The sequence below is a fragment of the Psychrobacter maritimus genome, from assembly GCF_904846345.1.
In the GTDB taxonomy this organism is placed as follows: Bacteria; Pseudomonadota; Gammaproteobacteria; order Pseudomonadales; family Moraxellaceae; genus Psychrobacter; species Psychrobacter maritimus.
The window spans coordinates 120,341-135,235 of record NZ_CAJHAJ010000007.1 but is presented as its reverse complement, the minus strand read 5'-3'; the positions used below and the strand labels follow the sequence as shown (position 1 = coordinate 135,235).

Genomic DNA, 14,895 nt, shown 5'->3' with positions numbered 1-14,895 from the left:
TTTTTTGTTTACTGGCTGACTGAATGGTGCTGATTGTAATGGTGCTAATTGAATGGTCCTGATTAATCATGGAATGCTTCTAACCAAATTCCAGTTGATAATGACGACTGAGCTGACCTTTAAAACTTTTGACCACGGCCAAACACTCTTTTAATAAATCTCGCTCAAGGGCAGATAAAGTTGTCGGATCAACGTGCCGAGCATACTTATCATCTGTCAATAGCGCAACGGACAAACGCTGCGCCATAAAAAACTCTAACGCCTCAAGCAGGGTATCAGCGCGCTGCTGGGTCAAGGCGCGCGCTTGCACCAAGGCTTTTAGCCGTCCTTTACTACTGGGCGCATCAAAAATATCGTTTTCTAATGCCAAAGTACGAATACCATGTACCAACGGAAAAATACCGGCTTTTTTAAGGTCAATATCATAAGAGCTAGGTTTACCGCTAAGTAGCGGCACAAACTTTTGCCACCATTGACCGACATCGCCAAATTGTAGAGCGGCACGGGCGAACTGACGTACAAACATCAGGTCTGACTGGCGGTGGGCGATTTTTAAATGTTCGCGGACATGGGTCAGCAGCGACTCATCGCCGCAGACATACTCGCCATCTAATATCGCCGACAGATAAATACTGTGTATCGGGTCGGTATTTCTAAACCATAAGCCAATCTGCGCTTCAAACTGCTTAAGCGGCTGCCGCCACATTGGATTGGTCATCATGATATTGCCATCGCAAAGCGGATAACCCAATGCGGCTAAATGATTGTTAAAGGTTTCAGCGAACTGGGCCAAATCAGGATGGGTATAACCATCACGGATAATCAGCGCATTATCTTGGTCGGTACGCATGATTTGCTCGCCGCGACCCTCTGAACCCATGACGATAACGCAAGTATTTTTCATTACTTCATCAGGTACGATAAGCTGCCACAGCTTGGTAAAAACCTGGGCGTTAAGCGTTTGTACCATGCGGCTGACGTTACCGATTTTTACCCCATTTTGATGCTGCGCGCGAATATAGCGCCCAATAAGCTCAACCGCCGTATCTAAGCTTGGCAAGTCTTTTGCTTTTTCAATCTGAATACTAATCAGCTGCGAATGATGCCCAATATGGGCGAGCATATCGCTTTGCCCCAGTACACCTGCGACTTCACCATTAGCGTCAATCACCGGCAGCCTATGGATACGGTAGCGCGTCATGGTCAATAGCGCATCGCCAATCTCATCATGAGCATCGATAGTACGCAAATTGAAGCTCGCATAACGCTGGCAAGGGGTTGTTGCAGGGTTTTGTTGGTCGCTCACTGCGCGGCAGATATCGGTATCGGTTAAAATGCCTAACGTGCGACCAGAGTAAGCCTCAGGAGTTTGCAAACGGTCATTATCACTGTCTAAGTTACTATTTAAATCGCCATCTAAATCATTATCTAATGTTTGCGTGTATGCTTGTGTTCTACTTTGGCTTAATTGGTTGAGCGGTCGCACCAACACATGCTTGAGCCCCTCCTTAGTCATAATATGGGCAGCGTCGTATAGGCTGCTGGTGGCGTCGATGATATGCACCGGCAATAAGCGGACATCAATCACCGGCTGCATCATAATCTGCTGCACTTCTTGCTGCTCATTATAGCCATGGTAGCTAGCGGTACTTAAGCTCTGGCTGCTACGCCGCTGCTGCAATGCTTTTAGGCGTTCGGGTAAATCCTCTGATAGTAATTGACGCACCAGATGATTTTGCGCACTTATTTTATCAATAGTTGCGCCATTGACTTGTAACAGCAGCGTGTCTTCGATAGCTCGAAAATCGTAGAGTGATATCGGGTTTTTACTTGTAGGTTCAGCACGGCTAAGGAGGGCGTTAGTTGGCTCGCTGCTTTCTGGCAAATCACCTTCTATAAGTGATTTTGGTAGCCGCCGACTGTCAAACCAATCGTTGCTATTCAGATGGTCGGTATGATTGCTGCCTAAATAGGACGCGACAAACTCACCATTAAGCAGCTGCTCGATTTGTCCTTTGAGTACCACATAAAAGTATTGCAAATCGTCGGCAGGCAAGTACTCATCTTTAGCAAGATAACGAATTTGGGTGTTTTTTTTGATACTTTGGCGTTCAGCCGCGCTTAATACATCAAAGGGCGGCTGGGTAAAATCAAGATGGGGCATGGCATCATCCTTGATGGCATATTTAGTAAGCAGTTTAATAAGAAAGGTTTTACAGTTTTACTGATACTAAATAAATAAAGAAACTGAGACGCGTTATTTTTACTATAGCATTGTTTGGTAAACAGCATAGCAAGAAACCGCCAATAACCATGATAATATTGTGGTTATTGGCGGTTTCTTGGTAGTATAGTAATAATTATCAGTGGTTCTAGCGCTTAAATTGTCTTTCGACAAGCTTTTAAGCTTGTTTTTAATATGAGCTTTTAAGCGCCAAGCAATTGACGAATGCGACTGATGGCTTCGCGGCTTTCTTCAACGCTGGCAACCAAGGCAATGCGTACATAACCTTGTCCTGGATTTTCCCCATTGACCTCACGTGACAAGTAACGCCCAGCCAGCGCGTGAATATTTGCTTGTTCGTACAAGGCTTTGACAAAGATTTCGTCATCGCCATCAAACTGCTCAGGCACTTTTATCCAGAAGTAAAAACCTGCTTCTGGCATGCGTAAATCAAGTAATTCACCGAGCTCCGACATCCATAAGGCAAATTTTTCTTGGTAGAGTGCTCGATTATGCGCCACGTGCTTTTCATCTTCCCAAGCGGCGATGGAAGCAAGCTGATGCGGTATCGGCATCGCGCAGCCTTGATAAGTGCGATATTGCAAATAAGGCTGCAAAATATTGGCATCACCCGCCACAAAGCCTGAACGCAGACCGGGCAAGTTTGAACGCTTAGATAAAGAGTGAAATACCACGCAGTTTTTAAAGTCATGACGACCGAGTGCTGCGCAAGCTTGCAATAGACCAATCGGCGCGCTATCAAAATACAGCTCGCTATAACACTCGTCACTGGCAATGATAAAACTGTATTGGTCTGATAAACGCAATAGGTACTCCCAATCGTCCATGGTCATCACTGAGCCAGTTGGATTGTTCGGGCTACAGACAAACAATAACTGCGTGCGCGTCCAGACGTCTTTTGGTACGGCGCGGTAGTTACCTTTAAAATCATTATCAATGGTGCAAGGCATAAAGTACGGCGTCGCTTGCGCTAGTATCGCCGCGCCCTCATAGATTTGATAAAACGGATTGGGCATCACAACCGTAGGTGGTTGCGCAGATTCCGGCGTTTTTTTACTGGCTGGCTGATTAGAAATGCCTTCGGATAACTCGGTTGGTGTATGGTTAATCACCGCTTGCACCAAGCTAAAAATTGCCTCGCGCGTGCCCATGACTGGCAATACTTGGCTATGAGGATCGAGATGATTTAAAAAGAAGCGCTTCTCTAGCCAATGAGCGATGGTTTGGCGCAGCTCGAACAGCCCGTTAGTGGTTGGATATTGGCCTATTTTGTCCAAGTTTTCGCGTAGTACGTCCAACACAAAGGCGGGTGGCTCATGTTTTGGCTCCCCAATACCCAGCTTAATTTCACTGTGGTTATGGGCTGGCGTACTGTTGGCAAGTAAAGTCGCCATCTTAGCGAACGGGTAAGGATGCAGGGTCGTTAAGTTGTGATTCATAAGTAGGCTAACTATAATGGACAATTAATAATAAAGTTATAAAGAAAAATTACATTTGAGCAGTGTAGCACTTCTCTTATTTTTTGTCTTTTTCTTCTCATGCTTATCATTGTCCATCAAAAGCAACCTATTCAAGCGATTTAGATAGGCGCTTTTTGAAAAACAACGAGTAATGACAATGAGTTTTAACAATGAGTTTTGAGTCTAGCCAATTTTCATCATGCTGTTAAGCATCGATAAGATTGAGCAGGTGTAACTTATTAACCAAGCAAAAAATAACTGTCCGCAGCAACGACAGATTATTTTAAGGATACTTTGATATGTCTAGTGTTTTACAAACTGATGAGCGCAGCGCTAAAGATATCAATGACAAAGGTTTTGATGGGAATCAGCGTGCGGAGCTGTACGCGCAATTAAAACAACGTGAGCATGTCTGGTGGCAAGCGCGGCAGCAGCTGACGTTGTTAAAAGAAAGGCAGATGTTTTGGTTTGGCGATAATAGCTTTATGATGTGGCTGCTTTGGCAATTGGTCAGCTATGTTATTGTGGCGATGGTACTGATGCTGCTAAGCAAGCTGTTAGATATTTCGCTGCCTTTATGGCAGTATATTGGCTTATTTGCCATACAGACGCTGATTTTTATCGGGATGCTTTATTTTAAAGGTCGATTTGCCAACCATCTACAAAGCAAAATCAATCAAGCCGATGTATTGCGCGAAGAATTGCTCAATGAGATGACGATTTTGGCCGCAGACAGCCTATATCGTGATGTCCATGCCAAGGCGCCGATTTCTTTACGGCAAATCTATGAATATTACGATGGCAAGTTTCGTTTGGCAAGCTTGCAGCGCTTATTACAAAAAGAAGTGGAGGCTGGGCGCTTGATACTTGGGCAACAGCAGCTAAAAGCGCAAACATTGCCGTTAGAGCTTGCTGATGATGAGCTGAAAGAAAATGCCAGTGAGATCATCTATAAAAGTGTGTTATAGAAATAGGCGATTTATAAAATAGTTGATTGGATAATCTGCTTTAAAATATATATCCTCTTTATATGAATCAGGTTTTATCTTATAAAAAAACGCTTGATAGCTATTAACTATCAAGCGTTTTTTGTTACTGTTTAACGGTTAGGTTTTTACTCTTTTAACGATAAATATTTAAGCTCAAATAAAACATAAATAAAGTTTCTAAATATAAATTAAGCCTCGTTGCGAATGCTAAGACTTTCTATCAATGTCGCTTTTAACGTCTCAAGCTTATCAGCCGATAATGCCAAATCGTCTTGATCACTGATATAAAACATATCTTCGGCGCGCTCGCCTAACGTGGTAATACGGGCGGCATGAACCTCAATCTTTTGTTGTAAAAACACTTGTCCGACGCGGGCAAGTAAGCCTGGTTGATCAAGGGTTTCTAGACTCATGATATGCTGATTTGAGGCTTCATTAAACTCAAAGTTAATCGTCGTTGCTACATCAAAGTGACGCAGCTGACGCGGAATCTTACGATGCGTCAGCTTAGGAACGGTCGGATTTTTAAAGGCATCGATTAAGCGCTGTTTAAGTTCTTGTTGGCTGTCGATATCGACCAATAGCGTACCGCTACGATCGAGCAATACGTAGGAATCCAAGGCAAAATCACGGGTGGCAGTAATAATACGCGCATCCAATACATCTAGATTCATCTGATCAAAGACTGCCATAGTAACGGCAAATAAATTGACCTGATCTTGGGTATAAACAAACACCTGCACCGCATCAAGTGCCAGCTCACGATGCTCGCGCAATACCACCAGTGGCGTGCTATCGGCATCAGAGGCGCGACCAAGGGGTGGATGGTTTAAGATAGCTTCGGTATGCCATAAGATATCTTCTGCAATCTCGCGCAAGAAATACTCATCACCCAAGTCATCCCACAGCCTTAATACTTCATCGCGATTCATATGCTGATTGTCAACATTATCAAGCATGGCCAGTGCTTGTTTGCGCGTGGCACTAATCATATCTTGGCGGTTGGTCGGCGCGTCGATATCGGCGCGTAAGATGCGCCTAGTTTGTGAATACAACTGTTTCATCAAGGTCGCGCGCCAGCTGTTCCAAAGCTGTGGATTGGTGGCATTCATATCAGCAACTGTCAGAACATACAGATGGTTTAGGTGGGTAACGTTACCGACCAAGTCTGCAAACAGCGTCACCACTTCTGGGTCTGAGATGTCCTTTTTCTGTGCCGTCATTGACATCAGCAGATGATAGCGGGTCAGCCAGCCGACCAAATGCGCGTCCGCGGTACTCATACCATGGGCAAGACAAAACTCAATTGATTCCGTTTCGCCAAGCAAGCTATGGTTGCCGCCACGACCTTTGGCGATATCATGGAACATCGCCGCCAATACCAAAATCTCTTTGCGCTCGATACGCTGGAAGATAGAGCTGACCAGTGGAAATTCTTCAGAAAAGCGCGGGTCGGTAAAGCGGTGCAAAATACGAATCAAAAATAAAGTATGGGCATCGACCGTATAGCGGTGGAATAAGTCGTACTGCATCAGCCCTGTTACTTGGGCAAAAGCAGGAATGTAGCTGCCTAAAACGCCATAACGATTCATGGTACGCAGACGATGAAATAAGTAGTTTTGCTCTTTTAAATTGGCTAAAAAAAGCGCCTGATGCGTCGGGTTGTCTCTATAAACCTGATCGATACCGCGAGCCGCTATTTTTAGCGCGCGCAGGGTATGGGTACGGACATTTTTGATGCCGTACTGACCCATGAGTAAAAACATCTCTAAAATTGACTCTGGGTGCTGGGCAAATACCCGATGATGTGACATCGCGATTTGTTCACCGACTTGATTGAAGCGGGCGTTGATAGGATGTTTTTTTGGCCGCTCTTCATCCGGTAATTGCGGCTCTATAATCGTCTCATAATAATGATTGGTCAGCATCTCAGATAATGTCGATATCTGCATGGCGCAGCGATAATAATCACGCATAAAACGCTCAACGGCAGCATTTGGCTGATCATCCGGCTGCGTCTCGTAACCCATTAACTGGGCAATTTCACGCTGATAATCAAACAACAGCTTGTTTTCATTGCGACCGGTCAGCTCATGTAAATAATGACGTATTTGCCATAAATAGCCTTCGGCGAAGTTTAACTCATCAAACTCTTTTTCCGTTAAAAAGTTTTGCTGTACTAAGTCATAAAGCTTACTGACCCGAAAGTAGCGCTTGGTCACCCAACCGATAATATGAATATCACGCAGACCGCCGGGCGCGGTTTTGATATTGGGCTCAAGATTGTACTCGGTGGCATTGTGCTGTAAGTAACGCGCTTTTGCTTCAGCGATTTTTACCTCATAAAAATCACGTGGTGACCACTGGGTATTGACGATTTTATGGGGTACTTCTTGTAGCTCCTCATTGCCGATTAACAGCCGTGCTTCTAATAGGGTGCTTGCAATAGTATGGTCTTGTGCTGCTTCCAAGCATTCACTAACGCTGCGTACGGATAGGGCAGGCTCAAGCCCAATATCCCATAGGAGCGCGACTAAATTATCAATTTTCTCACTGCTATCAGCCGTAATCTCATTTGGCGTCAGCAGCAAAATATCGACATCGGAATATAATGACAGCTCACCACGACCATAGCCGCCGGTGGCAAACAATGCCAAATCGGTCTTATCAAGCTCAAACCAGTTAAACAAAGCAATCAGTAAATCGTCGATGACGCAGGCGCGCGCCGTGACCAATTGGCGAATATTGACGCCACGTTCGAGCGCGCGGCTGATATCGTCATTGATTTGCACTAGCCATTCAGGAAGCGCGGCTATTGCTATATCCGTTGCATGAACGGCTTTGCTTCTCTCGCTGTCATCTGCTAGCGGTGAAACAGTTGCCACGCTATCGGCTGAGAGTGTCGCGCTATTAGTTGAAAGTAAGGGCATGGGCGTTAAATCAATGGCCGCGACATCACAATTAAACATGAGTGTTATCCAGTTAAAAATTTGCAAATGAGGGTACTAAAACGAACGTGCTACTGAGAGTATTAACAGTGCTGTCATCAAACTTAGCACTAAAGTTATTATTAAAACTACCACTAAACTTACATTAAAATTATCAAAATAAAAATCAATAAGCAGCATGGTCAATATGCCTGAATTATAAGGCAAAAAAAAGACCGCCTAGGCGATCTTTTATGATATTACTGGGTCAAAAAACTTAAGTCTTCTTCGGGGCGAGTGGTAAATACCTCACAGCCATTGTCCGTCACCACCATGGTATGTTCCCACTGCGCTGACAGCTTGCGGTCTTTGGTGATAGCCGTCCATTCGTCCGGTAAAATCTTGGTCTGCCACGTACCTTGGTTAATCATTGGCTCAATGGTAAAGGTCATGCCAGTTTTTAGCTCAAAACCCGTGCCTTTTTTACCATAGTGCATGACTTGTGGCTCGTGGTGGAATTCATTACTGATACCGTGACCACAGAACTCGCGCACAATACTAAAGCGTTCCGGTTCGACCACTTCTTGGATAGCTGCACCGACATCGCCCAAGCGCGCGCCGTTTTTGACCACGCTCATACCAGCATAAAGGGCTTCTTGCGCCACTTTGCAAATACGCTGCGCCATGATTGAGCCATTGCCGACAATCCACATTTTTGAGGTATCGCCATAATAGCCGTCTTTAATGACTGTGACATCGATATTGATGATATCGCCATCTTTTAGCAGTTTATTGTCGGTTGGAATACCGTGACAAACCACATGGTTGACCGAGGTACAGATAGATTTTGGGAAGCCATTATAGTTAAGGGGCGCAGGAATCGCTTCTTGTACATTAACGATATAATCATGGGCGATTTGGTTTAATGCTTCGGTGCTGATGCCCACTCTGACGTGTTCGTCGAGCATTACAAGGACATCACTGGCAAGTTTACCAGCCACGCGCATTTTTTCTATGGCTTCAGGAGATTGGATAAGGGATTTTTTAGTCATCATGGTCGTACTTATATTTATAGAATTTGGGTTGTCAATTATACCATAAATGTAGTAGGCACTGTTTTGCAAAGTGCTTAGCGAGTTTGTACGCATCTACCAAATCAGTGCAATATACTGATACCAATCGTCTCAGCGCATTTATATGCATATATGTGACTATAAAGTCATTGAAATATGCTTTATAGGTAAAAAAGCGGTTGAATGTTGCAGATTATAGAAGTATTGTAATTTTGTTTGCTAAATGAATTGGCAACGGTTTTTAGCGCTTGGTGCAGGATGCAATAACTAAGCGCTAAAAAATAAGCACTAAGCGTTAAAAAATAAGCACGATAAAAACCTCTTTAAACCCCCGTTTTTACAATAACAAGGATGTTGTTATGACTCTCAAAGACCGTTTTCGCGCGCCGCTCACGCCACGTGCACTTTTACCCTCACTGGGTGCCGCAGGCTCTATTGCCGCTGGTGTGCTGCTGATGACCCTGCAAGCTACCTCCGCTCAAGCAGCTGGGCAGTATTATAACTGCGCCAATCCAACGGGCTGTAAACTGGTCAGTAGCAAGTATTTTACCTCAAGCCATACCGATACCAAATATCCTGTCGTAATGGCACATGGGCTTGGCGGCTGGACGAAGCTGTTTGGCGTACTTGACTACTTTTATGGCATTCCTGAAACCTTGATGGCAGGTGGCAGCGAGGTTTATAGCACTAAGACCTCCGCTGTTAATAACAGTGAAGTGCGCGGTGAGCAATTACTACAACAAATCAAAACCATTACAGCGATCTCAGGTAAACCCAAAGTAAATTTATTTGGTCACAGTATGGGCGGTATCGATATTCGTTATGTCGCTGGTGTGGCGCCTAATTACGTTGCCTCTGTGACCGCGGTTTCAAGTCCCGAGCAAGGCTCAAAAATGGCCGACTGGGTTATTAAGCAAGTCGTGGAAGGTAGCGCGAATAGTGGCTATGCTGAAGGTGAATTTAACGTAGGCTCTCAGATTGCTTTAGGCTTCTTTAAGTTCGTTGGTGGCTTTATGGACGTCGGCTCAGGTATCAGCTTTAAAGAGATACAAGAGCAAGATGGCTGGGAGGCGGTAACGGCGTTATCTACTGCATCTTCGGCGAAGTTTAACGCCAAGTTTCCAGCCGCTATGCCTAGCAGTTATTGTGGTCAACCTACCAATACTGAAGTCAACGGTATCAAGTACTACTCTTTTAGCGGTATCGGTCAAGTGACCAATGGCTTAGATCCCAGTGATTATCTCTTAGCATTGACTGGCACAACCTTTGATGGTGAGAGCAATGATGGTTTGGTTTCTGCTTGCTCTAGCCGTCTAGGCTACGTGATTCGTGATGACTATAAAATGAACCATTTAGATTCGTCAAATCAAGTATTGGGCTTGACGGCATGGGGACAGCCTAGTCCTAAAACTTTATATCGCGATCAGGTTAACCGCCTGAAAAAAGCCAACTTATAAAGCTATTTTTTAAAGCTTGTTTTAGAGCTCATATATAAGTTAGCAAATTAACCGCTTTTAAATAAAAGGGTCAGTTCAATAGTGACCCTTTTATTTTATCCCATTTTATGGATAGTAACTTCCTATATAAACCGCTTGATTAAATAAGATATTCTCGTTATGTCACATAATCGCCGTGTACCATTTTTGCCCGTTATCATCGCTGTCATAGTCGTTTTAGTCGTGGCGATTATTTGGTGGTTTAAGCCGAATAATGATAGTAATGCTTATTCTGAAGCACAGTCTACAGCGCTGGACAATCAAACAAGCGCCAGCTTTACAGACGAAGCAAATGTTAATAATGGCATCGACACATTATCCAAGCAAAGCAGTAGCCAATTTACCACAGGTCTTGAGAATCTACCGCGTTCCTTGCAAGGGACGGATGTAGATGGTGAGATTATCATTGATGAAAATAAGCAGTTGGTCGTTACTGAAGGTTTAAGGCGCTTATTTGATTATTTCTTATCGGCGTTAGGCGAAGAAGAGGAAGCTGTCATTTATGCTCGGGTGGAAAGCTATATCCGCAGTCACACGCCAGAGCCAGCGGCAAGCCAAGCGGTGACGATATTTGACCAATACGTGGCCTATCTTAAAGCGATTCCTGCTATAGAAAACCGTTATGGCAATCTACAATTACAAGCGACAAAAACTGGCGAGCTGGATTTAAACGTGGTAGCACAGCAAAAACAAGATGTGGCCAAATTGCGCCAGCAACATTTTGATAAAGCGACCATTAAAGCCTTCTTTGGGGCAGAAGATGAGTATGATGATTACAGTCTTGCGATGGTCAAAATCAACCAAGACAAGCAGCTCTCTGACGCGCAAAAAGAAGCGGCCAGACAGGATTATATTAGCCGTATGCCAGACAACGCGATTAAAACCAATATCGCCCAACAAGCCAATCTTAATGAGCTAATTACTCGCACAGAGCAGATGCAAGCCAAGGGCGCAACGGCTGAAGAATTATATAATATGCGTCGTGCTTTGGTCGGCGCGCCAGCAGCAGCAAGGCTTGCACAGGTCGATCAACAAGATGCTGACTTTGATCAACGTTTTAAGCAGTATCAAACACAAAAACAGCAGCTGTTAAGTCAAAATGCAGATAAAGTACAAGCGCAAATTCAAATCAATCAAATAGAGCAGCAGCTATTTAATGAGACTGAACGCAAACGCTTAGCAGGATATGCGGCTTTACAAAAGCAAAAGGCAGCTGCTTTAAATACTAGTGTCAATTCCAATTCTAATTAATTTAATGCTTGATTAAGCTCGGTAAAGGCTTGGTTTCGAAATGAACTATTGGCAAAAGCGTTAGCAGGTAATACTTATTCATACAAGGTGCGTTAGCAAAAAAACCATATAGTGGAACAAATATCGCGGTAATCGATACCCAATCTATAATGACAGTCAGCTATCGTTTGTGCATAATAGCGCCATTGTTTAGGTTAATGAAGAAGACAATAAATTAATCATAATAAAAATGCATACTTAAAATAAAAGATAATGACTGTTTTTTTATTTTAAATGTTAACCATTACAGGAGCTAATATGAAAAACATGACTAAAATGATGATGGCTGCAACCCTTGCTGTTGGTACACTTGCTGCAGCAGGTTGCCAAACCACGACCCCTAGTGTTACCGCACCTGTGACTCAACCAATTACTGCTGATGCCCTACAAGCGCATAACTGGCAGCTTGTCGATGCTAAGCGCACCAATGGCGAGAAAGTAAGCCAATTGTTCTTTGATCCAGCAAAACCATTAACGCTAAAATTCTTTAAAGATGGCACCACCAACCGTGTGACCTTTACCAATACTTGTAATAACATGGGTGCTAGTTATAGCGTCGTAAATGGCAATGTTGTATTAGGTAATGTCATGTCGACGATGATGGCCTGCCCTGAGCCACAAGCCAGCTTTGATACCGCGACATTGGCGACGGTACAAGGTAAATACAGCATCAATAATAATGCTAATAATGTGCCTGTTTTGACTATTAAAAACGACAATCAAGTCGCTTATTTTAAAGCCGTTGCTAAATAGAGCAGTCTGTAAATAACTGATTTATTTAATACAAATGCTATAAAATTTAATATAAATAATGCCTCACTAAGCAGTGGGGCATTTTTTTATCTAAAATTTGCCATGGTTTACGCTACACTGTCATGAGCTGCTAAACCAAGTATTTAGGTAGCAAAGTATTCAGGCAGCAATGATGTTTTTATGCGATTCATTTTTAACCTTATTTACTAAGATTCTCAATACGCAATAATCAACATTTTATTGGACGTCATCTTATGTTTAAAATCTTTGTATCAAAGTCATTCTTCGATATACGCACGCTGAGTAGCATCACGGCGATAACGGTGTTTAGTTTGTTAGCGGGTTGTCAAACATTAACAACAAGTAATATGACTCAGACACCTGCTGATATGCGTGCGAGCAATCCACTGACGGCGCGCATGCCAGCGATAGATCGGCAAGGGCGCATTGCTTATGTCGAAGAACAAGGGTTTGGCGCTGCAAAGATATCGACACTTTATAGCATTCGTCCTGATGGCAGCGACCGCCAATTGATAGATCAATTAAATGGTTATATCTATGCGCCAGCGTGGTCAGCAGATGGTCAGATGCTGGCCTATAGCAAACAAGCACCGCGCCAGCATCCCAAAATTTATATTTATGAGCGTAAAAGCAACGCGCAACATCTAATCGTAGATGCGGAGGGCAGTAATTTATCAGCCTCATTTTCGCCTGATGGGCAAAAACTGCTCTATAGCTCAACGGTCGGCGGTAATGCTGATATCTATGAGATGCGCCTAAGTGACGGCAATACCAAACAGCTGACCACGCTGCCAAGTACTGAGGTACAGCCAAGCTATGCTAGCGACGGACAAAGCTTTGTTTATACCAGTGATAAAGTTCGCGCTGGTCGCCCAAGTATTTATCGTTATAACTTTGCCACGGGTCATGCGAGTATTATACCGACAGCCGGCTATGCGGCCAGTCCGCAACTGAGTTTAGATGGTCAACGTTTGGCATACCTCAATGGTCGTAAGGCGGCGGTGATGACGCTAGCTACTGGGCAAGTTATCAATCTAGCAGAAACGGGACTTGATGAGCCTGCGCGACTGTCACCTTCTGCACAGTATGCTGTCTATCCCACCAAGCTTCCACAAGTGAGCGGTCAAAATGGCGGCAGCTTAGTTATTCACTCCTTATCCGGTAATACAAGCTATGCGATTAGCAGTAAAACGGGCGGGGTAGTGCGCTCACCCATTTGGGGTCGTTAATGGCAAAGTTTATGTATTATGTAATGGAATGTATATATAATCACAAACTAAGAAACATAAGTTGATTATAGTAGCTGAATTTTAGAGGCGGCTTGGTGACATACTAAATTTTTTAAAGCCAATAAAATAGTATCAATGCTTCTTAGTTATTCAAAATTTAATAATTAGATAATACGAAAGAAGCAACTAGGCATAAGCCGAGATAACGAGTATAAGTTGAGTAAATGTCAGTCCTATAATAACAAATTGTATAACCGAGTCATCAAAATTTTGGATTAGGCGATCAACAGGAGAGCGCGGTTCATGCAGGAGTCTTTTTTAATTTTTATCACTAAAATCAGTTTATATCCCACGATTATCTTTACGGGACTTGTAATGTTCGTGACTCTATATTGGCTGGTGTCTTTACTCGGCATGGCAGATATGGATAGCGTAGACCTTGGTGAACCAGATGGTGATGTTTCCACCTTATCGTCAACGGGTTTCTTTACCGGTCTCATGCTCAAATTCGGTCTTTATGGTGTACCCCTAATCATCATACTAAGCTTAATCAGCTTAATCGGTTGGCTATTAAGCTACTTATATACGAGCTTTTTACATCAGTATTTTGACTCTGGTCTTTTGTATTACTTATTCGGCACAGGGGCGCTCATTTTTGTATTGGTCGTATCTATGTGGCTGACAGGTATGATCATTGCCCCCATCCGCAAAAATATCGCCAAAATCCCCAAAAGTAATGCGTCTAATAATATCGGTAAAATCGCCGTGGTGCGCACACTGAGTGTGACTGACAAACATGGCGAAGCAGAATTGAATGATGGCGGTGCAGGATTAATACTCAAAATTCGTTCAGACAACAATGACGGTTTACTAAAACAGGGGGATAGAGTGATGTTGGTAGAGTATTTAGAACAAGCCAACACCTACCGAGTTGCTCCTATAAAAAAGAAATCGCTATAAAAAGCCGCTACAAATAATTTTAAAAATGAAATTAATAATCTTTATATATTAGACCTCTTGCAAAAGTCATAAGCCAAGCTCGAAATTAACAATACTGGCGAATAGCTTCATTCTAAGATCGTAGCGCTGACGACGGTTACGATATTTATGAGCCACGATTTTGAACCGTTTGATTAAGCCTATTTTGTGTTCAACCATAATGCGAAACTTAGCGAGATACTGATTGGCTTGTTTGCAAAGCTCTAACAATTGACCCCCACGTGGCTTTTTAAAGGGGGTGAAGCTCTGTTCATGTAACTTTGCAATGCCCTGATAGCCACTATCCCCTAATAGCTTAGTGTCACAAGGAAGCCAGTCGGGACAAGTATCTTTATACAACTTAAAATCGTGAATAGAGCCTTTGGACGTTTGAACATCTAATATTAAGCCTGTTTTCCAGTGGACGATCACTT

At 43.4% G+C, this 14,895-nt stretch carries 11 protein-coding genes; 6 read left to right on the top strand and 5 right to left on the bottom strand.

Translation table 11 applies throughout. From position 1 onward, the window contains the following. Positions 1-79: 79 nt before the first annotated feature. Together JMX50_RS10650 and dapC are read right to left on the bottom strand one after the other, a co-directional pair. Complete coding sequence (locus tag JMX50_RS10650) at positions 80-2,164, bottom strand: DUF294 nucleotidyltransferase-like domain-containing protein (RefSeq protein WP_201629492.1); 2,085 nt, start codon at positions 2,162-2,164, stop codon at positions 80-82. A gap of 263 nt (positions 2,165-2,427) precedes the next feature. Continuing rightward, on the bottom strand, positions 2,428-3,684 hold the full coding sequence (dapC, locus tag JMX50_RS10645) for a succinyldiaminopimelate transaminase (RefSeq protein WP_201629491.1): 1,257 nt from the start codon (positions 3,682-3,684) through the stop codon (positions 2,428-2,430). Positions 3,685-4,004: 320 nt separating this feature from the next. Between dapC and JMX50_RS10640 the strand changes: the two genes are divergently transcribed. Continuing rightward, entirely contained in the window at positions 4,005-4,673 is a 669-nt protein-coding gene (locus JMX50_RS10640; RefSeq protein ID WP_201629490.1) for a hypothetical protein, read from the top strand. Between the two features lie 209 nt (positions 4,674-4,882). On the opposite strand, the gene glnD is transcribed toward JMX50_RS10640, so the two are convergent. Further along, positions 4,883-7,663: a [protein-PII] uridylyltransferase gene (gene glnD / locus JMX50_RS10635; RefSeq protein ID WP_201629489.1), complete on the bottom strand. Its 2,781-nt coding sequence runs from the start codon at positions 7,661-7,663 to the stop codon at positions 4,883-4,885. A gap of 218 nt (positions 7,664-7,881) precedes the next feature. After that, entirely contained in the window at positions 7,882-8,673 is a 792-nt protein-coding gene (gene map / locus JMX50_RS10630; protein ID WP_372830273.1) for a type I methionyl aminopeptidase, read from the bottom strand. Positions 8,674-9,053: 380 nt separating this feature from the next. Here map and JMX50_RS10625 point away from each other — a divergent pair, with 380 nt between their 5' ends. The 5 genes from JMX50_RS10625 to JMX50_RS10605 all read left to right on the top strand — a co-directional run bounded on the left by JMX50_RS10625 (position 9,054) and on the right by JMX50_RS10605 (position 14,443). Continuing rightward, on the top strand, positions 9,054-10,151 hold the full coding sequence (locus JMX50_RS10625) for an esterase/lipase family protein (RefSeq protein WP_201629488.1): 1,098 nt from the start codon (positions 9,054-9,056) through the stop codon (positions 10,149-10,151). Positions 10,152-10,310: 159 nt separating this feature from the next. Continuing rightward, on the top strand, positions 10,311-11,441 hold the full coding sequence (locus tag JMX50_RS10620; protein ID WP_201629487.1) for a lipase secretion chaperone: 1,131 nt from the start codon (positions 10,311-10,313) through the stop codon (positions 11,439-11,441). Between the two features lie 297 nt (positions 11,442-11,738). Further along, positions 11,739-12,233, top strand: a complete 495-nt coding sequence (locus JMX50_RS10615) for an META domain-containing protein (RefSeq protein WP_201629486.1) — start codon at positions 11,739-11,741, stop codon at positions 12,231-12,233. Between the two features lie 254 nt (positions 12,234-12,487). Further along, a complete protein-coding gene (locus JMX50_RS10610; protein WP_201629485.1) occupies positions 12,488-13,483 on the top strand; it encodes a PD40 domain-containing protein in 996 nt (331 codons plus the stop codon). 375 nt (positions 13,484-13,858) lie between these two features. Next, a complete protein-coding gene (locus JMX50_RS10605; protein ID WP_201629484.1) occupies positions 13,859-14,443 on the top strand; it encodes a hypothetical protein in 585 nt (194 codons plus the stop codon). 66 nt (positions 14,444-14,509) lie between these two features. Here the strand turns inward: JMX50_RS10605 and JMX50_RS13325 are convergent, their stop codons facing one another. Beyond that, positions 14,510-14,893, bottom strand: coding sequence for a transposase family protein (locus tag JMX50_RS13325; protein ID WP_413786834.1), 384 nt, complete (start codon positions 14,891-14,893; stop codon positions 14,510-14,512). Positions 14,894-14,895: the final 2 nt, after the last annotated feature.

Excerpts from the sequence above, each read along its gene's own strand:
- JMX50_RS10650 (WP_201629492.1), bottom strand. The coding sequence starts at position 2,164 with ATGCCCCATCTTGATTTTACCCAGCCGCCCTTTGATGTATTAAGCGCG.
- dapC (WP_201629491.1), bottom strand. The coding sequence starts at position 3,684 with ATGAATCACAACTTAACGACCCTGCATCCTTACCCGTTCGCTAAGATG.
- JMX50_RS10640 (WP_201629490.1), top strand. The coding sequence starts at position 4,005 with ATGTCTAGTGTTTTACAAACTGATGAGCGCAGCGCTAAAGATATCAAT.
- glnD (WP_201629489.1), bottom strand. The coding sequence starts at position 7,663 with ATGTTTAATTGTGATGTCGCGGCCATTGATTTAACGCCCATGCCCTTA.
- map (WP_372830273.1), bottom strand. The coding sequence starts at position 8,673 with ATGACTAAAAAATCCCTTATCCAATCTCCTGAAGCCATAGAAAAAATG.
- JMX50_RS10625 (WP_201629488.1), top strand. The coding sequence starts at position 9,054 with ATGACTCTCAAAGACCGTTTTCGCGCGCCGCTCACGCCACGTGCACTT.
- JMX50_RS10620 (WP_201629487.1), top strand. The coding sequence starts at position 10,311 with ATGTCACATAATCGCCGTGTACCATTTTTGCCCGTTATCATCGCTGTC.
- JMX50_RS10615 (WP_201629486.1), top strand. The coding sequence starts at position 11,739 with ATGAAAAACATGACTAAAATGATGATGGCTGCAACCCTTGCTGTTGGT.
- JMX50_RS10610 (WP_201629485.1), top strand. The coding sequence starts at position 12,488 with ATGTTTAAAATCTTTGTATCAAAGTCATTCTTCGATATACGCACGCTG.
- JMX50_RS10605 (WP_201629484.1), top strand. The coding sequence starts at position 13,859 with ATGTTCGTGACTCTATATTGGCTGGTGTCTTTACTCGGCATGGCAGAT.